Below are 20,996 nucleotides of genomic sequence, written 5' to 3'. Positions count from 1 at the left end.
TCTTCAAGGAGACGAACCAGATGAACATCGATTCCCAAGCCGCCTTGGTCACCGGCGGCGCTTCGGGCCTGGGCGAAGCCACGGCCCGCGCATTGGCCGCCAAGGGCGCCAAGGTCGCCATCCTCGATCGCAACCTCGAACTGGCGCGCAAGGTGGCCGACGAGATCGGCGGCATCGCCTGCGAATGCGACATCACCGACACCGCCAGTGTCACCGCCGCCCTGCAGGCCGCCGAGAAGGCGCATGGTCCTGCGCGGCTGCTGATGAACATCGCAGGCATTGGCACGGCCAAGCGCATCGTCGGCAAGGACGGCAACCCGGCCCCGCTGGAAGACTTCCAGCGCGTGGTCAACGTCAACCTGGTGGGCGCCTACAACGTGAGCCGCCTGTTCGCCGCCGCCTGCGCCAAGCTGCCCGCGCTCGACGGTGGCGAGCGCGGCGTGATCCTGTTCACCGCATCGGTGGCCGCCTTCGACGGCCAGGTGGGCCAGCAGGCCTACAGCGCATCCAAAGGGGGCCTGGTGGGCATGACCCTGCCGATGGCGCGGGACCTCGCGCAGCATGGCATCCGCGTGTGCACCATCGCGCCAGGGCTTTTCGCCACGCCGCTGCTCATGGAGTTGCCGGAGGCGGTCCAGCAATCGCTGGCGGCTTCCATTCCCTTCCCGCCGCGCCTGGGACAGCCTTCCGAATTTGCCGAGTTGGCCTGCCACTTCGTCACCAACGGCCACCTCAATGGCGAGGTGATCCGGCTCGATGGCGCCCTGCGCATGGCGCCGCGCTAAGAAGTTTTTCCACCCACCGAGGAGACAGCTCCCATGAAGACCAAGAAGACCCTGCTTGCCAGCCTGCTGGCCCTGACCCTGGCGGGCGTTGCCCATGCCGACCTGACGGTGGGCGTGGTGCAGCCGCTCACCGGCCCCGCATCCGGCCTGGGCATTCCGGTGAAGAACGCCATCATGATCTGGCCCAAGACCGTGGCCGGCCAGAACATCAAGCTGGTGGTGCTCGACGATGCCAGCGATCCGACGGCCGGCGTCAAGGCCGCGCAACGCCTGGTCACCGAAGACAAGGTGGACGTGATCATCGGCTCCTCCGCCACGCCGGTCGCCATTCCGATGGCCGACGTGACTGCCGAAGCGCAGACGCCGCAACTGGCCACATCGCCCGCCGGCCTTCCGCCGGGCAAGGACAAGTGGTTCTTCCGCCTGCCGCAGTCGAACAACGTCATGGCCTACGCCATGGTCGAGCACATGAAGAAGCAGGGCATCAAGACCATCGGCTTCCTCGGCTACACCGATGCCTATGGCGAACTGTGGCTCAAGGCCCTGACCGAAGAGGCCGGCAAGAACGGCATGAAGATCGTCGGCACCGAGCGCTTCGCTCGCGCCGACACCAGCGTGACGGCGCAGGCCCTGAAGCTGACCTCGGCCAATCCGGACGCCATCCTGATCGTGGCTTCGGGCAGCGGCGCCGGCATGCCGCAAAAGGCGATCATGGAGCGTGGCTACAAGGGCAAGGTCTATCAGACCCACGCCGCCGCCACGCCTGACCTGATGCGCGTGGCCGGCAAGGATGCGGACGGCACCTTCGTCGTGTCCGGCCCGGCGATGCTGGGTGCGCAACTGCCCGACAGCAACCCTTCCAAGAAGGCCGCGCTGGAATTCCTGGATGGCTATACCAAGGCCTATGGCGCCGCTTCGGCCAACCAGTTCGCCGGTCACGGCACCGACGCCTACACGATCCTCGAAAAGGCCGTGCCGATCGCATTGAAGAAGGCGCAACCGGGTACGCCGGAATTCCGCGCTGCGCTGCGCGACGCCTTCGAGACGATGGGCCGCACGGTGATCTCGCACGGCGTGCTCAACTGGACGCCGCAGGACCACTGGGGCTACACCAACGAGACCGGCGTCATGATGCAAGTGGTGGATGGGAAGTTCAAGGTGGTGCAGTAGGCATCCCCCCCCAGGCTGTGCGCTTCGCGCTCCGCCTCCCCCTCCTCCTGCGGGGAGGGGGCGCACCCTGCGGCGTGGCGCGTTGGGCGGTGCGCAGTGTTAGTGGGCGTATTACTGTTTTGAAGTTGTCGACATGGACTTTTCGATTGCCAGCATCCTGATGCTGGATGGGCTCACGAACGGCGCGATCTATGCCTTGCTAGGCATGTGCATCGTGCTCGTGTTCACCGTGACCCGAATCATCTTCATCCCGCAAGGCGAGTTCGTCGCCTACGGGGCATTGACGCTGGCCATCTTCCAGACCGGCAAGGTGCCGGGCACGGTCTGGCTGCTGCTGATCATGGCGGCCGTGGCCGCGCTGATGGACCTGGCCAGCGTGTGGCGGCATCGTGGTCGGCCGGGCCCGGCGCTGGTCGCCGCGCTTCGCACCTTCGTGCCCGCCGCACTGGTGGCCGGCGTCTCCGCCTGGGCCGCTCCGAAGGGCTTTCCGATGCTGGTGCAGGCGGTGCTCACGGTGTGCATCGTCACCGCCTTCGGGCCGCTGGTCTACCGCGTGGCGTACCAATCGCTGGCGGGCGCCAGCACGCTGGTGCTGCTGATCGTATCTGTGGGCGTGCACTTCGCCATGACCGGCCTGGGGCTGCTGTTCTTCGGCGCCGAGGGCTTTCGCAATCCGTCGTTCTGGGACATGCGCATGCCGCTGGGCCCGCTCAACGTCAGCGGGCAGGCGCTGGTGATCTTCGGCATGTCGGCACTGCTGATCGTGGCGCTGTGGCTGTTCTTCGAACGATCTCTCTATGGCAAGGCGCTGCGCGCGACCGCGGTCAATCGACTGGGTGCGCGCCTGATGGGCATCTCCACCGAAGGCGCGGGCCGGCTCACTTTCGCGCTCGCAGCGGCCATCGGCGCGCTGTCGGGCCTGCTGATCGGGCCGACCACCACCGTGTTCTACGACTCGGGATTCCTGATTGGCCTCAAGGGCTTCGTCGCCGCGGTGATCGCCGGGCTTGCCAGCTATCCCGGCGCGCTGATCGGCGCGCTGTCGGTCGGCGTGATCGAGGCTTTCGGTTCGTTCTGGGCCAGCGCCTTCAAGGAAGTGATCGTGTTCACCATCATCCTGCCGGTGCTGCTGTGGCGCTCGTTGGCTTCCGGCCATTCCGATGAAGAGCATTGACATGAACACCGCCGTCTCTTCTCAACCTGCCGCGCAAGACGCGCTCAACGCCAAGGGCAGTGCGCTTCGGCGCTACGGGCCTTGGGCCCTGGTCGCGGTGATCGTGCTGCTGCCGCTTCTTCCGCTGCCCGAGTTCTGGATCATCCAGCTCAACTACATCGGCCTGTACGCCCTGCCGGTGCTGGGCCTGGTGCTGCTCACCGGCGTGGCTGGGCTTACCTCGTTCGGGCAGGCCGCGTTCGTGGGCATCGGCGCCTACACGACGGCGTGGCTGACGGTGAACCTGGGCGTGTCGCCCTGGCTCACTTTGCTGATCGGCTTGGGCATCACAGGCGTCAGCGCGCTGGTGATCGGCGCCATCACGCTGCGCATGTCGGGCCACTACCTGCCGCTGGCCACCATCGCGTGGGCGCTGTCGCTCTACTACCTGATGGGCAATGTCGATGCGCTGGGCAAGTACGACGGCATCCTGGGCATCGAGGGCCTGACGATCTTCGGCTACGAGATCGGACAGCGCCGGCTGTTCTACGGGCTCGTGTGGCTGTTCGTCCTGGCGGCATCCTTCGCGCTGGTGCGCCTGCTCGATTCGCGCTCCGGCCGCGCCGTGCGCGCGCTGGCGCGCGGCTCCCAGATGGCGGAAGCCATGGGCATCGACACCTTGCGCCACAAGGTCGGCATCTTCGTGCTGGCGGCCATGCTGGCCTCGATCTCCGGCTGGCTGTTCGCGCACTTCCAGCGGACGGTCAATCCGTCGCCCTTCGGCTTGAAGATGGGCATCGAATACCTCTTCATGGCGGTGATGGGCGGTGCGGCTCACGTGTGGGGCGCCATCGCGGGCGCCGGCGTCGTCAAGGTGCTGGAAGACCAATTGCAGGTGCTCTTGCCGATGCTGATCGGCACGTCCGGCAGCTACGAGGTGATCGTCTTCGGCATCCTGCTGGTGCTGGTGCTCAAGTACCTGCCGGACGGGCTCTGGTCCTTCGTCGACCGCAAGTTCGCACGGGCGCCGCGCAAGGTGGATTGGCACGACGCCGCCGCGCTGCCCAAGCGCGCCATGCCCGCGGCCGGCGAGGTGCTTCTGGACGTGCAGGCGGTGCGCAAGACTTTCGGCGGCCTGGTGGCGGTGAACGACATCAGCTTCCAGACGCGTGCGGGCCAGATCGTCGGCCTGATTGGCCCGAACGGCGCCGGCAAATCCACCACTTTCAACCTGGTCACCGGCGTGCTGCGCGCCAGCGGCGGCGCGGTGAACTTCCGCGGCCAGCGCATCGACGGCCTGCCTTCGCGCCGCATCGCTCGTCTGGGCATGTCGCGCACCTTCCAGCACGTCAAGCTGGTGCCCGAGATGACGGTGCTCGAAAACGCCGCGCTGGGCGCGCACCTGCGCGGCCGCAAGGGCCCCCTGGCCGCCATGCTGCGCACCGACCGCACGCAGGAGCGCGAACTGCTGCGCGAGGCAGAGCGCCAACTGCAGCGCGTGGGCCTGGGCGAGCTGATGCACGAGCAGGCCGGCAACCTCGCCATGGGCCAGCAGCGCCTGCTCGAAATCGCCCGCGCCCTGGCCGCCGATCCGGCATTGCTGCTGCTCGACGAGCCCGCCGCCGGCCTGCGCCACAAGGAAAAGCAGGCGCTGGCCGAAGTGCTTCGCGGCCTGCGCGCCGAAGGGATGGGCATCCTGCTGGTCGAGCACGACATGAGCCTGGTCATGGATGTCTGCGACCACATCGTCGTGATGGAGTTCGGCACGCACCTGATGGAGGGCACGCCGGCCGAAGTGCAACGCAGCGAGAAGGTGCGCGCCGCCTACCTCGGAACCGAACACTGAACCACATGAACGCGATTGCACAAGCGGCACCTGCCGCACCCCTGCTGCGCATCCGGGACCTGCACGCCGGATACGGCCGCGCCGAAGTGCTGCACGGCATTTCGCTCGAAGCGCCCGAGGGCAGCGTCATCACCGTCATCGGGCCCAACGGCGCTGGCAAGTCCACCCTGCTGAACTCGCTGATGGGCGTGCTGCCCGCGCGCGGCAGCATCGAGTTCGACGGCCGGCCGATCGACGGCATGACCCTCGAGGAACGCGTGATGCTGGGCATCGCCCTGGTGCCCGAGAAGCGCGAGCTGTTCGGCACCATGACGGTCGAAGACAACCTGGTGCTCGGCGCATTCCGTCAGGTTCGCCTGCGCAACCGGGATTGGCGTGCGCAGCTGCAGTCGGTCTACGACTTGTTCCCGCGCATGGCCGAACGCCGCATGCAACTGGCCGGCACCCTGTCGGGCGGCGAGCGCCAGATGCTGGCGGTGGGCCGCGCGCTCATGTCGAGGCCGCGCCTGTTGATGCTTGACGAGCCCAGTCTGGGCCTCGCGCCGCTGGTCGTACAGGAGATCTTCCGCACCGTCGACAAGCTGCGCGCCACCGGCGCGACCATCTTGCTGGTCGAGCAGAACGCCCGCGCGGCTTTGGAAGTGGCCGACCACGGCTACGTGCTGGAAATGGGCAGCGTCAGCCTCCAAGGGCCGGCGCGCGAACTGGCCGGCGACGCGCGCGTCATCGACACCTATCTGGGCGCCGCCCGCTAAAAAGGCGGCGGGCGCCGCCACCGACTCAAGGCCATGCACTACCAACCCCGCCCGGAAGACCTGATGTTCCTGCAGCACTCGGTGCTGCAACTTCCCGAAGCGCTCGCCGCGCTGCCTCCCTTCGCCGAAGTCGATGCCGACCTGATGAGCCAGGTGCTTCAGGAGGCGGGGCGCTTTGTCGGCGAAGTCGTCGCGCCCCTGAACCGCGACGGTGACGAAATCGGCTGCCGCTTCGACGTCCAGACTGGCGCCGTTCACACACCACCCGGCTTTGCCGATGCCTATCGCGCGCTCGTCGATGGCGGATGGCCCGCCCTGGCTGCGGCCGTCGACGATGGCGGCCAGGGCCTGCCGGCGGTGCTGGAAGCATCGCTCTACGAATGGCTGTCAGCCGCCAATCACGGCTTCACCATGGCCCCGGGCCTGCTGCACGGCGCCTACGAGTGCCTGAAGAAGCATGGCGACGACGTCCTGCGCGCACGCTATCTGGCGGAGATCGCCAGCGGCCGCACGCTGGCGACCATGTGCCTGACCGAATCGCAGGCGGGTTCCGACCTCGGACTGGCGCGCACCCGCGCCGTGCCTCAGGCCGACGGCAGCCTTCGCATCAGCGGCGAGAAGATCTTCATCTCCGGCGGCGAACACGATCTGACCGACAACATCGTCCACCTCGTGCTGGTGAGACTGCCGGACGCCCCCGCCGGACCCAAGGGGTTGTCGCTGGCATTGGTTCCCAAGCTGCTGCCGGACGGCACGCGCAACGCTGCGCACTGCACGCGCATCGAGGAAAAGATGGGCCTGCACGGCAGCCCCACTTGCGCCATGCGCTTCGACGACGCCACGGGCTGGCTGGTGGGCGAGCCGGGCCAGGGGCTGGGCGCGATGTTCGTCATGATGAATGCGGCGCGCCTGCATGTGGCGCTTCAGGGCATCGGCCTGCTCGACGCCGCATGGCAGAAGGCAGACGCCTACGCCCGCGAGCGCCGGCAGATGCGCGCGCCCCTGCGACCAGCCTCACGCGGGCCGCAGGACAGTGCCGACCTCCTCATCGAACACCCGGCCATGCGCCGCATCCTCGACACGCAGCGCGCCTGGATCGACGGCGCCCGGCTGTTGGCCTATCGGACCGCGCAACAGCTGGATGCGGCCAAGCATGCCGCAGACCCCAAGGCACGCGAACGTGCGCAGCGCTGGTGCAGCTTCATCACGCCGGTGCTCAAGGCAGCCTGCTCGCGCCAGGCCTTCGACGGCAGCAGCGAGTGCCTGCAGGTTTTCGGCGGCCACGGCTACATCCGCGAATGGGGCATCGAACAAGTGCTGCGCGATGCGCGCATCACCATGATCTACGAGGGCACCAACGAGATCCAGGCGATCGACCTGCTGGTGCGCAAGGTGCTGCCGGACGCGGGCGCTGCCTTTGCCGCATGCCTGCTCGAGTTGCGGGACGAGCTCGATGCCTCGCGCGACAACGAGGCCGATGCACAGCGACGCATGGCCCAACTGCGCTACATCGGCACCGCCGTCGCGATGGCCGCGCAGGCCGATCCGCAGTTGCCCTACGAAGTGGCCGACGACTACCTTCGCCTCGTCATGATCACGCTGCTGACCTGGTCGTGGGCGCGCATCGAGCGCACGGCCGGGCCGGACGACGCGCGCTGGGCCGCGCCCGCGCAAGCCTTCCGCCGCTGGGTCCTGCCCGAGTTCGATCTGCGCCTGGGCATGATCAAGCGGGCCTGCGAGCAGGTGCAGCAGGCCGCCGCCGGCGCCGCGCCCTCCCTGGCGCGCGGCTGACACGCGCGGGAAAGCGCTAGGCTTTGGCCATGACGATGAAGCGAACTTCGCGCAGCAGCATCAAGACAACCGCTGCCGACCCCAACGGAACCACGCCCGCCCCCGCAAAGGCGAGCTCGCGCAATGACCGGCTCAACAGCCGCTTCCTGCAAACGCTGGTGGGCTACAACGCGCGACGCGCGTGGTCGCAGATCAGCACGGTTTTCGCCGAGCGGATGGCGCCCTACGGGCTCAAGCAGGTCGATTTCTCGGTGTTGTCGCTGCTGGCGCACAACCCCGGCGCCACGTCGCGGCAGCTTTGCGCCACGCTGGACATCCTGCCGCCCAACCTGGTCAACCTCATCTCGACGCTGGACAGCCGCGGTCTGATCGAGCGCCGGCCCCACCCGCACGATGGACGCGCCGTCGGCCTTCACCTCACGCCCGAAGGCGAGCGCCTCACCGCCGACGCTGAGCGGGCCGTGACCCAGGCCGAACTCGATGCCAGCGCCAAGCTGAGCACCCGCGAGCGCGAATCGCTGATCCACCTGCTTCAAAAACTGTACCTTTAGTGGCGTAGTGCGCACGGCTCCAATGTGCTTTCCCCCGGGTTCATTGACCGTGAGGACACACATTTCTACAGTTGTGCCCATGATTCACCACTACCAAAGTACTGGCGATCCCGCCGCGTATCTGCAGAACTTTGGCGTTTCGTTCCAGCCGACCCTTGCATCGTCGGTGGTGCGCCCAGGCGAGCGTGGCATCTTCATCCGTCGACCCCGCGCCGACCATCCTGGCAGCACGCGGCCGATCGCCGCGTTCGAGGCCGTCTCCGGGCGCTGGGGCCTGATTCCTCTCTTTTCTCAGACCGGCAGCGATCCGCTGTTCGAGGCGCGTGCCGAGGCCGCGGCGGCCGAGCGCAACTTCCATCAGCCGTGGAAGCGCGGCCATCGTTGCGTGGTCCTGGCCGATGCCGTGGTCCAGGACCATGGAGCGCCCGACCATCTGCTGCGCGTCAGCCGGGCCGACGGCCGTCCGCTGGCCATGGCCAGTCTGTGGAACGGCTGGCGTTCGCCGCAGGACGAATGCGTGGAAAGCTTCGCGTTGCTGACCGTGGCCCCGGCGGGCAGCGACGTCCGCCAGCCGGCGCTGCTGCACGACGCCTGGCTGGAAGACTGGCTCAGCTGCCCAGTCGAGGAAACCTCCGCCTATCTGCGGCCCTGCGCGCAAGTCGGCGGGCTGGTGTCGCAGGAAATTCCGCGCGGTTGAACGCGCTTCGTGACGCTCAGGCGTCGCGCACGTCGGCCACCGGGTTCTGGCCGAAATCCTTGCGATCGAGATAGGCCAGCACGCGCGCCGCGGCGTCGGCCGGCGAGGTGAGCTGGCCCTTGGCATGCAGCTGCGCAAAGCGCTCCCGATCGGGGAACAGCGCCGGATCGCCACCACGCAGCTGGGCCTGCATGTCGGTGTCGATCACGCCGGGCGCCAGCGAACACACCTTCGCACCATTGGCACGTCCGGCCTCTTCCAGTGCCAGAGCTCGCGAGAAATGGTCCATGCCAGCCTTGGCCGCGCAATAGGGCGCCTGGCTGGCCATGGCATTGCGACCCAGGCCCGAAGAAATGCTGAGCACACGGCGTGCGCCCGTCCACTCGCGCGTCGCGCGAAGGAATGCGCTGGCCAGCAGCATCGGTGCTTCCACGCCCACGCGCAGGGCGTTGACCACATCGGCCGCCGAGGCTTCGTCCAGCGGCGCGGGACGCGCAATCACGCCGGCGTTGTTGATCAGCGTGGCGGTGGCGAAACGATGGGCATTGGCCCGGCCCAGCCAGTCCGCGAGCCGCTGCGCCGCCGCCGTGGCATCCGACAGGTCTTCCTGCCATTGAATCAAGGTGCTGCCGTCGCCGCGCGGCGCGCTTTCGAGGGCGCCATTCGAATTGCGCGAGATGCACAGCAACGTGTGCGCCGGGCGCGCCAGCAATTGCTCTGCCATGGCCAGGCCCATGCCGCGCGAAGCGCCCGTCAGGACGACCAGATGGGTGGATTGGGTAGTTGTCATGTCGATGAGGTGGTGATGAAAGTCGAAGGGGTTGCGTCAGCGATCAGGCCTGGAAGAAGCCGTCCCACACCAGCTTGGCGCCAGCCAGAAACATGCCCACGTAGATAAATCGATAGAACAGCTTGGCGTCGATGCGCCGCGCGATCCGGACCCCGATCCACACGCCGATCGGCGCAAGCGGCAGCAGGACCAGCGAGGTTGCCATGTTGCGAAGATCGATCAGTCCAAGCCAGGCGTAGGGAATCCACTTGCTGAGGTTGACCACGAAGAAGAAGTAGGCCGTCGTCGCCGTGAAGGCGATGGGCGCGAGCCGCAGCGGGATCAGGTAGGCATTGAGCGGCGGCCCGCCCGCATGCGAGATGAAGCTGGTGAAGCCCGATGCCACTGTCAACACCGCGCCGACGCCGCGCCGCGGCAGCGGATCGTCCGGCCGGGGCGGAAACAGCAAGCGCTGCGCCAGAAACAGCAGCGTGAACACGCCCACGATGCCCGCGACCATGTGCGGCGAAAGCACGCGGAACATCAGCGTACCGACCACGGTGCCCAGCAATCCGAACGGGACGAGGAACTTGAGCAGTTGCAGGTTCACGTCGCGCCGGAAGGCCGCGATGCCCAGCACGTCCATGACCAGCAAGAGCGGCATCAGGATGGCTGCCGCCTCGGGCACCGGCAGCGCCAGGGCCATCAGCGGCACCGCCAGCGACCCGAAGCCGGCGCCGAAACCACTCTTGCTGATCCCCAGCAACAGGACAGCCGGAATGGCAACGGCATAGAACAGGGGGTCGGTATGAATGGGCAGGCCGGACAGCAAGATGGGGCAGTCGGAAATGCAAAGCCGGCCATTGTGGCGCGAGCCGGCACACCGTGCTGAACGCCGGCTTCTGGCGGTCTCTACACTTGAGGGCCCGGCGCTGCGTGGCGCCCGACACATCTCTCATGGACTTCTTCCTTTTCGTGCTGGCCATCGTGGTCGGCCTCCAATTCTTCAAGCGACGCGAACAGCAGCAGCGGGTGCAACTGCTTGGCCGCTTCCTTTCGCCCTATCAGATCGAGCAGCAGATGGAGCGGCTGCTCGACGGCTATCTGCGCTGGCTAGGCGAAGACGACCCGATCCGCCGCGACCAGATCTACGGCACGCTCGGCACGGTGGAAACGGCACTGGCCGAGCAGTTCGAGCGCTTCGCCACGGACGCGAAGGCCATGCCGGCGCCGCTGGCGCAAGTGAGCAAGCTGCCCTTGTGGATTCCGTTTGCGCAGCCCCTGCTGCCCGGTCGACTGCTGTTCGACGTGCGGCAGGCATTCGCGATCCATGCGCGGGGCATCGATGCCGTGGTGCGCAACGAGGAAGGCCGTGCGCCCAAGGCACGTGCCTACATGCTCAGCGCCGAACTCCTGCTCATGCAGCACACCTGCCATTGGTTCTGCCGGGGCAAGGCCGTGGCCACGGCGCGGCTGCTGGCACGCCACCAGACGCCGCATGCACAAGTGGTGGCATCGGTGTCTGCGCAGACGCGCCGCGACTACCTCGCCCTGATCGCAAGGCGCTGAGTCGCATGCTGCACCTGGATGCCGAGGCCACCGCTGCCGCCCTGCCCTTCGACCGGCTGATCGACGCCTTGCGCGATGCGTTCGCGGCGCCCTGCACCGTGCCCCCACGTCATGTGCACCGCATCGAACAGGCCGGCCAGACGATGGGTACGGTGCTGATCATGCCGGCATGGAGCGACGAGGGCCTCCTGGGCATCAAGACCATCAACATCTTTCCGGGCAACGGCGCGGTCGGCCTTCCCGGGCTGCATGCCACGTACATGCTCTACGACGCCGCCACCGGCGTGCCGCTTGCGACCATGGACGGCAACGAGATCACGGCGCGCCGCACCGCTGCTGCGGCCGCGCTGGGTGCGTCGTTCCTGGCCCGCAAGGATGCGCGTCGCCTGCTCGTGCTGGGCACGGGACGGATCGCACGGCTGCTGCCCGCGGCCTTTGGTTGCGTGCGACAGATCGACGAAGTGTCGGTGTGGAACCACCGGCCCGAAGGTGCTGTGGCGCTGGCCGCCCATTGGCGCGCACAGGGCATCGATGCGCGCGCCCAGCCCGACCTGGCATCGGCGGTTCGCGCGGCCGACATCGTCAGCTGCGCCACCTTGGCGACCGAGCCTCTGGTGCAGGGCGAATGGCTTTCCCCCGGCAGCCACCTCGACCTGATCGGCAGCTTCACTCCTGCGATGCGCGAGGCATCCGTGGACTGCATGGCGCCGCCCACGCGCGTGTTCGTCGACACCGAAGAAGCGCTGCAGAAGTCCGGCGACCTGCTCGATGCCCTGGCTGCTGGCACGCTCACGGCCGATCGCGTGCAAGCCACGCTGACGCAACTGTGCCGCGGCGAACGGGAGGGTCGCCAGCAAGCCGATGAACGCACCGTGTTCAAGGCCGTCGGCAATGCCCTCGAAGACCTCACCGCCGCTACGCTGGTGTGGCGTTCGCGACAAGGCTCATGAGCAAGGGCAGGTAAATCTTCCGCCCTACAGCGCGAACGCGCCCTTGTTGCAAGGAATTGTTCGCGCGACACCTTTGCTGCCTCTTGTTCGCATACCTGCATGCTAGTGTGCTCGCCGGTCACGCTCGACCTTGTCGACGTGCCGCAAGAACCACACTAAAACGGAGCAAGAGAGACATGTCAGGGAGCCAATACACGGCGCGCAAAAGCGTCGCCGACATCGTGGCCAGTGGCGAGGCGGGCGAACACAAGCTCACCAAATCACTCGGCGCATTCAGCATCACCGCACTGGGAGTCGGGGCCATCATCGGCGCCGGAATTTTCGTGCTGACCGGATCGGCAGCCGCCCGCTATGCGGGGCCGGGTGTCATGTTGTCCTTTGTGCTGGCCGGCCTCGCCTGCGCATTCGTGGGACTTTGCTACGCCGAGCTGTCCGCCCTCATTCCGGTGAGCGGCAGCAGCTACACCTATTCCTATGCCACGCTGGGCGAACTCACCGCCTGGATCATCGGCTGGGACCTCGTGCTCGAATACGCCATGGGCTCGGCCACGGTCGCGGTCGGATGGTCGGGTTATCTGGTCAGCCTTCTCGGGCAGTTCGGCGTTCACCTTCCGCCCGAGCTGGTGAATGCGCCAGGCCTGGTCACGCTGGCCGACGGCAGCACCGTCCAGGCGCTGTTCAACGTGCCCGCGGCAGCCATCGTGCTGCTCATCACCATGATGCTGGTGTTGGGCACGAAGGAGTCGGCGCGGCTCAACAACCTGATGGTGGTCATCAAGCTCGTCGTGGTGCTGGCCTTCATCGGGTTCGGCATCGGCATGGTCAACCTGGACAACTGGGTGCCGTTCGTGCCGGAGAACACCGGCACGTTCGGAGAGTTCGGCGTGTCGGGCGTGCTGCGCGCGTCGTCCGTCGTGTTCTTCGCCTTCATCGGCTTCGACGCTGTCTCCACCGCCGCGCAGGAGGCGCGCAATCCGCAGCGCGACATGCCGCTGGGCATCCTGGGCTCGCTGCTGGTGTGCACGCTGCTGTATGTGGCAGTGGCAGCCGTCCTGACCGGCCTGGTGCCCTACCAGAAGCTGGGCGTGCCGGATCCGATCGCCGTGGGCGTGGAAGCCATCGGCAAGCCCTGGCTGTCGCTGCTCATCAAGTTCGGCGCGTTGGCGGGCTTGACCACGGTGATCCTGGTGCTGCTCTACGGCCAGAGCCGCATCTTCTTCACCATCGCGCGTGACGGCCTCTTGCCGCCCGTGTTCAGCCGCGTCCACAAGTCCACGGGCACGCCGCACCTGAGCCTCATCATCGTGGGCATTCTCGTGTCGCTGGCTGCGGGCCTGATGCCCATCCACCTGCTGGGCGAGATGGTCAGCATCGGCACCCTCTTCGCCTTCATCCTGGTCTGCGGAGCGGTGCTGTACCTGCGCCGCGCCGAGTCCGAAGTGTTCCGGCCCTTCCGCGTGCCTGGCGTGCCCATCATTCCGGTCGTCGGTATTGCGCTTTGCCTGCTGCTGATGGCCGGCCTGCCAATGGACACCTGGATTCGCCTGTTCGTCTGGCTCGCCATCGGCCTGGTGATCTACTTCGGCTACGGACGCCACCACTCGACGCTGGGCAAGCGCATGCGCGCTGCGGGCAAGACGAAGTAAGCACTCGGGGGGCGCGCTTGCGGGCGGGGGAGGATGCCCCCGCGCCGGACGCTGACTCGGCGTTGAGCTAGAGTCGACGCCCCCATGTCTTCTCTGCCCTCATCGCCTGCGAACGAGCGCCCCGGCGCCCCATTCGCCGCGCCAAGTCTTGCCCGTCAATGGCTGCTCGGCGTCAGCCTCATCCTCATCGCCTTCAACCTGCGACCGGTGTTCGGCAGCATCTCGGTGCTGCTGCCCGAGGTCATGCGCGACACGGGGATGGGGCCCTCGGCAGCCAGCCTGCTGACCACGCTGCCGCTGCTTTGCCTGGGCGTCTTCGCCATCCCGGCCCCGGCGCTCGCGCGCCGCTTCGGCCCAGAGCGCGTACTGCTGGGTGCGCTGTTGCTGATCTGCGTGGGCACCCTCCTGCGCGGCACCGGACACCTTCCGGTGCTGTTCGCCTCCACAGCCATGGCGGGCGCGGGCATTGCGGTCGGCAACGTACTGCTGCCGGGGTTGGTCAAGCGCGACTTCCCGACGCGGGCATCGATGATGACGGGGCTGTACACCTTGTCGGTGTGCGCCGGCGCCTCCAGTTCCACCGCGTTCACCGTTCCGCTGGAGCGTCATTTCTTTCACGGCGAGTGGGCCTTGACGCTCGCCTCGTGGGCCTTGCCGGCGGCGCTGGTTCTCATGCTCTGGGCGCCGCAGGCATTCGCCGCGAAGCCCATTCCCGCCCACGCACAGCAGCGCAGCGGCAGCTTGTGGCGCGACCCGCTGGCATGGCAGGTGATGGGCTTCATGGGCCTGCAGTCGGCACTGGCGTACATCGTGCTCGGTTGGCTGGCGCCGCTGCTGCGCGAGCGCGGTCTCGACGGTGCACAGGCCGGCTATGTCGTCGCGGTGTCCATCCTTGTCCAACTCATGACGTGCCTGGTCACGCCGTCGATCGCGGCGCGCTGTCGCGACCAGCGCGCTTTCGGCGTCACGCTTGCGGTGGTGGTCTGCGTGGCCATGCTCGCCTTGATCTTCGGGCCGCTTTCTGGCCGCTGGGTGTGGGCGGTGCTGCTTGGCTGCGGACAGGGCGGCGCCTTCGCGCTGGCGCTCACGCTGATCGTCCTGCGCTCGCCCGACCCCGGCACCACGGCGCAACTGTCGGCCATGGCGCAGGGCGGCGGCTACATCCTCGCATCGGGCGGCCCGCTGCTGGCCGGCCTGCTGCGCGGCTGGACGGGCAGCTTCGAATCGTCCGCCGCCTTGCTGGTGATCCTTTCGTTGGCGATGGCCGCTTGCGGTTGGGGAGCAGGCCGACGCCTGCTGGTGCAAGGGGCCGCCAAGCCGGCGTCGGGCACGCCGACACGCGCCGCCGTCTGACAGGCGCAAGAGCGCGTCGGTCCTAGACTGGCGCCATGTCGAGTACAGCGTCCACCCCTTCTCCCGACCTGGCGCCCAGCGAACTGCTGCGCCACCTTGACTCCGGCGAGCTATGGCCGGCCGAGCGCGACAGCGCGGCCTGGCCCGACTTGCCCACTGCCTACCAGGCGGCGCTGGCGGTTGCGCATCGACCGAGGCGAAAAGCCCGTGGGCTACAAGATCGGCTTTACCAATCGAACGATCTGGGAACGCTACGCCGTCTTTGCGCCGATCTGGGGCACGGTGTGGGACACCACCGTCGATCACGCCGACGCGAATGGCAGCGGTTCGCTCGAAGTGGGTTCGCTCGCTCAGCCGAGGCTGGAACCCGAAGTCGTCTTCGGCATGCGCGCCACCCCACCGCGCAGTCCCACGCTCGAGCAGTTGTTCGATTGCGTTGACTGGCTGGCGGCCGGCTTCGAGATCGTGCAGTCGCATTGCAAGGACTGGAAGTTCAGCGCGGCCGAAACCGTGGCCGACAGCGGATTGCACGGCCGTCTCTTGGTGGGCCCGCCGACGCCCGTGCGCGATCTCGTCCCCACCGGCGAAGCGCTCGACGAATTGCTGGCCGGCCTCGGCGTGCGCTTGCGCTGCGGCGACCGGCAGGTCGACGAGGGCGTGGGCCGCAACGTGCTCGATGGCCCCCTGCACGCCCTGCTCCATTTCGTGCAGGAGATGCAGGAACTGCCGGATGCGCCCGAATTGAAGCCCGGCGACATCGTCACCACAGGCACATGGACGGATGCCTGGCCGGTCAAATCCGGCGAGCAATGGCGTTCGGATTTCGATGCGCCATTGCAGGGGTTGCGGCTGACTTTGCGATGATGTGACCTTCGCTTGCCGAATCGGCAGGCGCCACACACCCCCGGGGCAGTGCCGTTGACAGCGACACGCCGGGTACACACGATGTGTCATAACCGCTCGCACGCACGGTTGATCACGCACATCTCAGCAAATTTGATGAGGGCAGTCGCAGATGGGTTGGTTATTGGGTTGGTTCATTCTTGGCTTTGCTTCCGCCTTGGAGTTCGGCGACCTGGCGCGGCATGCCGGCAATCAGATGACCCAATTGCGTGCGCTCGGGTTTCTCATGGGGAGCATCGTCGGGCTTGCCATGATGGTCCGAACCGGCGTCGTCCGTGCTCAGACCCGCTACCTGAGTGCGGCCATCATCCTGTGCGTTTCGTTCTTCTTCGCCGGACTTTGGTGGATCTACTATTCGGGCGCCGGCCCGCAATGGATGGCCGGTGCATTGGCTTTCGTGGCCTACCTGTCAGCCTGCTTCGTGATCTGTCTCATTGCATGGGTGATCGCAAAGCGTCGGCACAATGCCATCAAGGCCGCCATGGCGCAACGTGACCTGGAACGGTCACATCATCAGCGGCTCGAGGCACTGCGCAGCGAAGCAGCAGGTGTGCGCGATACGCGGGGCAACGCCGAGCCAGATGATGAAGATGGCTATTCGCTGCCCAAGCGCCCCAAGTGGGACGATCCCTTCTAAGCAGTCACTCGTAGCCCAATGAAGGGCGCCAGTCCCGGCCGCGCCCTTGCGGGGTCTTGTCGAGCAAGGTCCAAAGCGGCATGAGATCGGGCGCGCCGCGTGGATCCTGGCCGAAGTCGGCCGTCTGCTCGTTCATCTCGTCGCCCCAGAAGTGGCGTATGACCCCGCTTTCGCGCTTGAAAACGTTCAAGCCTGCGACATCCGGGCCTTCAGGGTCTTCGTCGATGTAGTCCTGATTGAAGGAGTTGCCGAAGGTGGAAAGCAGCGGCAGATGGCGCCAGCCGCGCTCGATGGCGAAGCTCGCCAGACGCGCATAGGGAGAGCGAGCCACCACGACGAAGGCGGTGCGCTGAAGCAGGTCGGGCACCTCGCCGTCCAGCGCCGAGAGCAGCGAAGTGCACATCGGGCATGGACGTTCGGCCCGAGGCCCATACATCCAGTGATACACGACCAGCGAGTCGTGTATGCCAAACAGCTCCGACAGCATCACCGCGCCCTGAGCCCCCATGAACACATAGTCCTGCGGGACCTCGCCGCCCGGCGGCAAGCGTCGGCGCTGCTCGGCCACGCGTTCGATGTGCCGCCGCAGTTCGATCTCTTCAGCCAACAGTGCCAGGCGCGCATCGCGATAGGCCGGACTCTCGCCGGGAAACCGACGGCCCGTGCGGGCGGCCAGGTCCAAAGCGGATTCAAGTGGGCGGTCGGGTGAGGCCTGGGCTTTCATGGCGCGGCTGCTCCTTCTAGACTTCCGGCGGACGCCGGGGCACGCTGGCATGTTGCGCTCGCATCGGGCCTGGCGTCTGCGGGAGAAGTCCGACGACTCGCGTGAGCCGCGCCGTACACGTCCTTGGTGGGCTGGGCGCGAAAGCGCCAGCACTCAAATGCTTGCGAACAGCAAGGCCGCGTTGGTGCCACCGAAGGCGAAAGAACTGCTGATCGCGGCCTGGAGGTTCGCGGCCTCGGTCTGCTCGCGCGTCACCAGCGCAACGGCACAGGCCGGATCTTGAGCGGCACCATGAAAGTTGGGCGGCAAGCGGCGCTCCCGCAACGCCATGATGCTGATCAGCGCTTCCAGCGCCCCAGCCGCACCCAGCAGGTGGCCATGAAGCGCCTTGGTGGAGCTGACCTTCAGGTCCTGCAGGTCGTCGCCCCAGACCGCCGCAAGCGCCTCGCATTCCACAGGATCGCCGACGCGCGTAGCAGTGCCGTGCGCATTGCAGTAGCCGACGTCGCGCGGCGACATGTCGGCCATGCGCAGCGCGCTGTTCAAAGCACGAGCCTGGCCCTGGGCATTCGGCTTGGTCAGGTGCGTGGCGTCGCAACTCATGCCCCAGCCCGCCAGCCGCGCGTGGATGCGGGCGCCGCGGGCCTGCGCGTGATGCTCTGCTTCGAGGACGAGAAATGCAGCGCCCTCGCCCAGCGCGAAGCCGGAACGCTCTGCGCCAAAGGGGCGCACCGCGCCAGCGGCCTCTTCAGGTGGTGCGCTGGCCAGGGTCTGCATGGCCTGCCAGGCCTGTACCACGCCGGGAACGATCAAGGCCTCGGTGCCACCCGCGATCGCCACGTCCACGTCGCCACAGGCGACCGCCTTCGCAGCCTCGGCGATGGCCACCGCTGACGAGGCGCACGCCACCGCGTAGCTCAGCACCGGTCCGGTGATGCCATGGCGCATGGCGATGTGAGCGGCTGGCGCATTGGGCATGAAGGCCGGAATGGTGAGCGGCGGCACCCTGCCGCTGCTGGCACCCATGCCGTAGGCCGTCTCGAGGGCGGTGGCGCCGCCCATGCCGCAACCGACGTAGACGCCCACCCTGTCACGTGCGAGGCCGGCATCCGCCAATGGCGAGCCGCCGTCCTCGAGCGCCTTGGTGGCCGCGGCCACGGCCATCTGGCTCACGCGGTCGACGCCGGCAAGCTGAAGCTTGTTGAACCAGGGTGACGGGTCGAAATCCACCGTGGCCGCGACGGCGGGCCTGGCCAATTCGGGAAACACCGCTCGCAGCGCGGATTGCCCGCGCACCAGCGCATCGAAGACGTCAAGCGGCTCGGTACCGTGCGGCGAGACCAGCCCCATCCCGGTCACGCCGACGCCTGTCGTCATCCTCTTTGTCATCCTCTGGCGGCGTTGCAGTCGCAGGTTCAGCCTGCCACTTCGGTGGCATCTGCCGTGGCGGCTGTCTTGGCAGCGGCGGGCTCGGCGCGGGCGCGGTCGACCAGTTCGGCAAGTTGGGCGAGCGTGTCCATTTCCGGATCTGGATCGGGCAGCGAGATGCCCAGTTGATCCTCGATCTCGAAGAGGAATTCGGCCAGCGCCAGCGAGTCGAATCCCTTGTCGCGCATGGACGCGTGGGGGTCGATGTCCTCCGGGGACATGCCGTATTTCTGATGGATCAGGTCCTGCAGTTCTTTCAGCGAATTCATGGGCTCGGGCTCATCTTGGAGTTTTGTTTACATTTGAAGATGCCCCGGCCAACATCCTTCCCCATGCAGACCGGGCTAACGACGGTCCATGATAGCCACCGTCGCGGGTTCATGCGCCGCGCGAGGCACATCCGCCGGCCGCCAGCGCAAAGATGCACACGCAAACAGCCCTCCCAGCACCCCGCCGGCCAACGCATCCAGGAAAACGTGCTGGCGCGTGGCCATGGTCGAGTAGGCGATGGCCAGGAACCATGCGAGGTTGATCAGGCGCAGCCATCGCGGCGCGCCGGCCTGGCGCAGGATGTGCTCGAGCCAGACGCAGGTGAACAGCGCAATGGCCACGTGCATCGACGGACAGGCGTTGCCGGCTGCGTCGATGCCCTGGAGCATGGCAAAGCCCGGAAAACCGCCGGGATCGATGCTCACAGGCGGCACCCGCGTGGGAAGGAACATGAAGCACAGCAGTCCGGCCACGCACAGGGCACCGGCCCACAAGCCGTAAGCCACGAGCGGCAGAAAGCCGCGCTGCAGGCCCGGAGCGATGCCCACGTAGACCCACAGCGACAGGTACGGAATGAGCCACGCGGGCTGGAACGGCACCCAGTCGTCCACGAAGGTCCAGGGCATCTCGAACACCGGGCCCATGGGATTGCGCAGCAGGTGAAAGTACCCGATGAAGAACACCCAGATCCACACCGTTGTCCCCAGGATCTTCAGCCACTGGCGATCGCGAAAGCGCTCGCCGATGTCGGTGGTCCAGGGCACTGGCGGATTGACATGCATGGAGGATTGCAGCGTTGAAACCCCGCATCTTGCCCGACTTCGATGTCGGCAATGCGCAAAAAGCCCGCCCGTGGCCGTCGGTCGATGCACGGTGCTACGCTCGGACCCCTACTCGCTGCAGTCCCATGTTCAACCCGTCCCCCGAAGAGGTGCGTCGCTTTTTCTGCGACGTGTATGCCAAGAGCCGCAAAGGCGAACCCATGGAGGCGCTGGAAAGCCTGGCCGCCGGCTGGATCGACCAGCATCCCGAATATCACGCGGACCTGCAGGACGCCGACGCCGCCGTCGCTCGGGTCTACGACGGCAAGGATGGCCGTGAGAACCCGTTCCTGCACCTGTCGATGCACCTGTCGATCAGCGAGCAGTGCTCGATCGACCAGCCGCGAGGCATCCGGCAAGCGGTCGAGTTGCTGGCAGCCCGGCGCGACTCGCTGCTCGACGCGCACCACGAGGCGATGGAATGCCTGGGCCAGATGATGTGGGAATCCCAGCGCGCAGGGCGTCCACCCGATGGCGAAGGCTACGTGGCCTGCGTTCAGCGGCGCGCCACCCGGGACTGAAAGGCCCTTGCATCGAGGCATGAAGACCCGCCTGGACGCAGACCAACCCGTGCAGTGCCGCTGTGGCCAGCTGCGCGGCGTACTGGCGCGCGGCGCCCCCGTCGCCCGCGTCACCTGCTACTGCAGCGACTGCCAGGCCTATGCGCGTGCCATCGGCCAGGCCGACACGGTGCTCGATGCCCAAGGCGGGACCGAGGTCGTGTCGACCCTGCAGCAGCACCTGCGCTTCACGCAAGGATCGGAACAGTTGGCCTGCCTCCGGCTGCGCCCCGGCGGTCTGCTGCGCTGGTATGCACGCTGCTGCTCGACCGGGATCGCCAACATCACGAAGGACCAGCGCCTGTCGTATGTCGGGCTGCTGCACACCGCGTTCGCAGACAGGCGCAGCGACCTCGACGCAGGCTTCGGCCCTGCCGCCGGCCTGGCGGTCTATACGGGGCGCGCTCGCGCTCCGGTGCCGTCGCGCCGCCTCGCAACGCTGGGCCACATGGCCCGGATCATCGCTTCGGTGGCGGCAGCGCGGATCGACGGCGGCTGGAAAACCAGCCCCTTCTTTCGCCGCGAGGACGGCCGACCCCTCCGCGATGCGCGTGTGCTTTCCGAACAGGAACTCGCCGACGCGCGTCGCGGCCCGTGACGCATGAATACCTGGAGACC

The 20,996-nt window shown here is 67.2% G+C and carries 22 protein-coding genes; 16 read left to right on the top strand and 6 right to left on the bottom strand.

The window, feature by feature from the left end; genetic code table 11:
• The first annotated feature begins 20 nt into the window (after positions 1–20).
• The 8 genes from QTH91_RS01590 to QTH91_RS01555 all read left to right on the top strand — a co-directional run bounded on the left by QTH91_RS01590 (position 21) and on the right by QTH91_RS01555 (position 8,748).
• Positions 21–785 carry an SDR family NAD(P)-dependent oxidoreductase gene (locus QTH91_RS01590; protein WP_286658285.1) on the top strand — a complete coding sequence of 255 codons (765 nt, stop codon included), beginning with the start codon at positions 21–23 and terminating at the stop codon, positions 783–785.
• Positions 786–818: 33 nt separating this feature from the next.
• Positions 819–1,955 (top strand): ABC transporter substrate-binding protein, encoded by a 1,137-nt coding sequence (locus QTH91_RS01585; RefSeq protein ID WP_286658284.1) that lies wholly within the window; start codon positions 819–821, stop codon positions 1,953–1,955.
• A gap of 133 nt (positions 1,956–2,088) precedes the next feature.
• Positions 2,089–3,129: a branched-chain amino acid ABC transporter permease gene (locus QTH91_RS01580; RefSeq protein WP_286658283.1), complete on the top strand. Its 1,041-nt coding sequence runs from the start codon at positions 2,089–2,091 to the stop codon at positions 3,127–3,129.
• Position 3,130: 1 nt separating this feature from the next.
• Complete coding sequence (locus QTH91_RS01575; RefSeq protein WP_286658282.1) at positions 3,131–4,954, top strand: branched-chain amino acid ABC transporter ATP-binding protein/permease; 1,824 nt, start codon at positions 3,131–3,133, stop codon at positions 4,952–4,954.
• Between the two features lie 5 nt (positions 4,955–4,959).
• On the top strand, positions 4,960–5,709 hold the full coding sequence (locus QTH91_RS01570) for an ABC transporter ATP-binding protein (RefSeq protein WP_286658281.1): 750 nt from the start codon (positions 4,960–4,962) through the stop codon (positions 5,707–5,709).
• Positions 5,710–5,742: 33 nt separating this feature from the next.
• Entirely contained in the window at positions 5,743–7,500 is a 1,758-nt protein-coding gene (locus QTH91_RS01565) for an acyl-CoA dehydrogenase family protein (RefSeq protein ID WP_286658280.1), read from the top strand.
• Positions 7,501–7,535: 35 nt separating this feature from the next.
• Complete coding sequence (locus QTH91_RS01560; RefSeq protein ID WP_390368738.1) at positions 7,536–8,051, top strand: MarR family winged helix-turn-helix transcriptional regulator; 516 nt, start codon at positions 7,536–7,538, stop codon at positions 8,049–8,051.
• A 79-nt stretch (positions 8,052–8,130) separates the two neighbouring features.
• Entirely contained in the window at positions 8,131–8,748 is a 618-nt protein-coding gene (locus QTH91_RS01555) for an SOS response-associated peptidase family protein (RefSeq protein WP_286658278.1), read from the top strand.
• A 16-nt stretch (positions 8,749–8,764) separates the two neighbouring features.
• On the opposite strand, the gene QTH91_RS01550 is transcribed toward QTH91_RS01555, so the two are convergent.
• Together QTH91_RS01550 and QTH91_RS01545 are read right to left on the bottom strand one after the other, a co-directional pair.
• Positions 8,765–9,538 carry an SDR family NAD(P)-dependent oxidoreductase gene (locus QTH91_RS01550; protein ID WP_286658277.1) on the bottom strand — a complete coding sequence of 258 codons (774 nt, stop codon included), beginning with the start codon at positions 9,536–9,538 and terminating at the stop codon, positions 8,765–8,767.
• A 43-nt stretch (positions 9,539–9,581) separates the two neighbouring features.
• The gene (locus tag QTH91_RS01545) at positions 9,582–10,346 is read right to left on the bottom strand and encodes a sulfite exporter TauE/SafE family protein (RefSeq protein WP_286659580.1); all 765 of its coding nucleotides are present in this window, start codon (positions 10,344–10,346) and stop codon (positions 9,582–9,584) included.
• A gap of 128 nt (positions 10,347–10,474) precedes the next feature.
• On the opposite strand from QTH91_RS01545, the gene QTH91_RS01540 reads away from it, so the two are divergent.
• The 6 genes from QTH91_RS01540 (at position 10,475) to QTH91_RS01515 (ending at position 16,575) form a co-directional block, all read left to right on the top strand.
• A complete protein-coding gene (locus QTH91_RS01540; RefSeq protein ID WP_286658276.1) occupies positions 10,475–11,086 on the top strand; it encodes a hypothetical protein in 612 nt (203 codons plus the stop codon).
• 5 nt (positions 11,087–11,091) lie between these two features.
• Positions 11,092–12,036 carry a bifunctional Delta(1)-pyrroline-2-carboxylate/Delta(1)-piperideine-2-carboxylate reductase gene (lhpI, locus tag QTH91_RS01535; protein WP_286658275.1) on the top strand — a complete coding sequence of 315 codons (945 nt, stop codon included), beginning with the start codon at positions 11,092–11,094 and terminating at the stop codon, positions 12,034–12,036.
• 176 nt (positions 12,037–12,212) lie between these two features.
• Positions 12,213–13,682, top strand: a complete 1,470-nt coding sequence (locus tag QTH91_RS01530) for an amino acid permease (protein ID WP_286658274.1) — start codon at positions 12,213–12,215, stop codon at positions 13,680–13,682.
• Positions 13,683–13,766: 84 nt separating this feature from the next.
• Positions 13,767–15,035, top strand: a complete 1,269-nt coding sequence (locus QTH91_RS01525) for a CynX/NimT family MFS transporter (RefSeq protein ID WP_286658273.1) — start codon at positions 13,767–13,769, stop codon at positions 15,033–15,035.
• Between the two features lie 180 nt (positions 15,036–15,215).
• The gene (locus tag QTH91_RS01520) at positions 15,216–15,899 is read left to right on the top strand and encodes a 2-keto-4-pentenoate hydratase (protein ID WP_286658272.1); all 684 of its coding nucleotides are present in this window, start codon (positions 15,216–15,218) and stop codon (positions 15,897–15,899) included.
• A gap of 196 nt (positions 15,900–16,095) precedes the next feature.
• Complete coding sequence (locus QTH91_RS01515) at positions 16,096–16,575, top strand: hypothetical protein (protein WP_286658271.1); 480 nt, start codon at positions 16,096–16,098, stop codon at positions 16,573–16,575.
• Positions 16,576–16,579: 4 nt separating this feature from the next.
• Here QTH91_RS01515 and QTH91_RS01510 read toward each other — a convergent pair whose 3' ends face one another.
• The 4 genes from QTH91_RS01510 to QTH91_RS01495 all read right to left on the bottom strand — a co-directional run bounded on the left by QTH91_RS01510 (position 16,580) and on the right by QTH91_RS01495 (position 19,761).
• The gene (locus QTH91_RS01510) at positions 16,580–17,299 is read right to left on the bottom strand and encodes a DUF899 family protein (RefSeq protein WP_286658270.1); all 720 of its coding nucleotides are present in this window, start codon (positions 17,297–17,299) and stop codon (positions 16,580–16,582) included.
• A 153-nt stretch (positions 17,300–17,452) separates the two neighbouring features.
• On the bottom strand, positions 17,453–18,676 hold the full coding sequence (locus QTH91_RS01505; protein ID WP_286658269.1) for a beta-ketoacyl-[acyl-carrier-protein] synthase family protein: 1,224 nt from the start codon (positions 18,674–18,676) through the stop codon (positions 17,453–17,455).
• Positions 18,677–18,714: 38 nt separating this feature from the next.
• Positions 18,715–18,996 carry an acyl carrier protein gene (locus QTH91_RS01500; RefSeq protein WP_286658268.1) on the bottom strand — a complete coding sequence of 94 codons (282 nt, stop codon included), beginning with the start codon at positions 18,994–18,996 and terminating at the stop codon, positions 18,715–18,717.
• 75 nt (positions 18,997–19,071) lie between these two features.
• Positions 19,072–19,761: a phosphatase PAP2 family protein gene (locus tag QTH91_RS01495; RefSeq protein ID WP_286658267.1), complete on the bottom strand. Its 690-nt coding sequence runs from the start codon at positions 19,759–19,761 to the stop codon at positions 19,072–19,074.
• Between the two features lie 143 nt (positions 19,762–19,904).
• Here QTH91_RS01495 and QTH91_RS01490 point away from each other — a divergent pair, with 143 nt between their 5' ends.
• Positions 19,905–20,339, top strand: a complete 435-nt coding sequence (locus QTH91_RS01490) for a DUF1841 family protein (protein WP_286658266.1) — start codon at positions 19,905–19,907, stop codon at positions 20,337–20,339.
• Between the two features lie 19 nt (positions 20,340–20,358).
• The gene (locus tag QTH91_RS01485) at positions 20,359–20,976 is read left to right on the top strand and encodes a DUF6151 family protein (protein ID WP_286658265.1); all 618 of its coding nucleotides are present in this window, start codon (positions 20,359–20,361) and stop codon (positions 20,974–20,976) included.
• Positions 20,977–20,996: the final 20 nt, after the last annotated feature.

The sequence above is a fragment of the Variovorax dokdonensis genome, from assembly GCF_030316895.1.
In the GTDB taxonomy this organism is placed as follows: Bacteria; Pseudomonadota; Gammaproteobacteria; order Burkholderiales; family Burkholderiaceae_C; genus Variovorax; species Variovorax dokdonensis.
This window is presented reverse-complemented; position numbering and strand designations above follow the sequence as displayed.

Bases quoted from the DNA above. Each gene is read 5' to 3' on its own strand.
- QTH91_RS01570 (WP_286658281.1), top strand. From the start codon at position 4,960: ATGAACGCGATTGCACAAGCGGCACCTGCCGCACCCCTGCTGCGCATC.
- QTH91_RS01585 (WP_286658284.1), top strand. From the start codon at position 819: ATGAAGACCAAGAAGACCCTGCTTGCCAGCCTGCTGGCCCTGACCCTG.
- QTH91_RS01485 (WP_286658265.1), top strand. From the start codon at position 20,359: ATGAAGACCCGCCTGGACGCAGACCAACCCGTGCAGTGCCGCTGTGGC.
- lhpI (WP_286658275.1), top strand. From the start codon at position 11,092: ATGCTGCACCTGGATGCCGAGGCCACCGCTGCCGCCCTGCCCTTCGAC.
- QTH91_RS01500 (WP_286658268.1), bottom strand. From the start codon at position 18,996: ATGAATTCGCTGAAAGAACTGCAGGACCTGATCCATCAGAAATACGGC.
- QTH91_RS01580 (WP_286658283.1), top strand. From the start codon at position 2,089: ATGGACTTTTCGATTGCCAGCATCCTGATGCTGGATGGGCTCACGAAC.
- QTH91_RS01505 (WP_286658269.1), bottom strand. From the start codon at position 18,676: ATGACGACAGGCGTCGGCGTGACCGGGATGGGGCTGGTCTCGCCGCAC.
- QTH91_RS01565 (WP_286658280.1), top strand. From the start codon at position 5,743: ATGCACTACCAACCCCGCCCGGAAGACCTGATGTTCCTGCAGCACTCG.
- QTH91_RS01560 (WP_390368738.1), top strand. From the start codon at position 7,536: ATGAAGCGAACTTCGCGCAGCAGCATCAAGACAACCGCTGCCGACCCC.
- QTH91_RS01590 (WP_286658285.1), top strand. From the start codon at position 21: ATGAACATCGATTCCCAAGCCGCCTTGGTCACCGGCGGCGCTTCGGGC.
- QTH91_RS01575 (WP_286658282.1), top strand. From the start codon at position 3,131: ATGAACACCGCCGTCTCTTCTCAACCTGCCGCGCAAGACGCGCTCAAC.
- QTH91_RS01510 (WP_286658270.1), bottom strand. From the start codon at position 17,299: ATGAAAGCCCAGGCCTCACCCGACCGCCCACTTGAATCCGCTTTGGAC.
- QTH91_RS01530 (WP_286658274.1), top strand. From the start codon at position 12,213: ATGTCAGGGAGCCAATACACGGCGCGCAAAAGCGTCGCCGACATCGTG.
- QTH91_RS01540 (WP_286658276.1), top strand. From the start codon at position 10,475: ATGGACTTCTTCCTTTTCGTGCTGGCCATCGTGGTCGGCCTCCAATTC.
- QTH91_RS01490 (WP_286658266.1), top strand. From the start codon at position 19,905: ATGTTCAACCCGTCCCCCGAAGAGGTGCGTCGCTTTTTCTGCGACGTG.
- QTH91_RS01555 (WP_286658278.1), top strand. From the start codon at position 8,131: ATGATTCACCACTACCAAAGTACTGGCGATCCCGCCGCGTATCTGCAG.
- QTH91_RS01550 (WP_286658277.1), bottom strand. From the start codon at position 9,538: ATGACAACTACCCAATCCACCCATCTGGTCGTCCTGACGGGCGCTTCG.
- QTH91_RS01525 (WP_286658273.1), top strand. From the start codon at position 13,767: ATGTCTTCTCTGCCCTCATCGCCTGCGAACGAGCGCCCCGGCGCCCCA.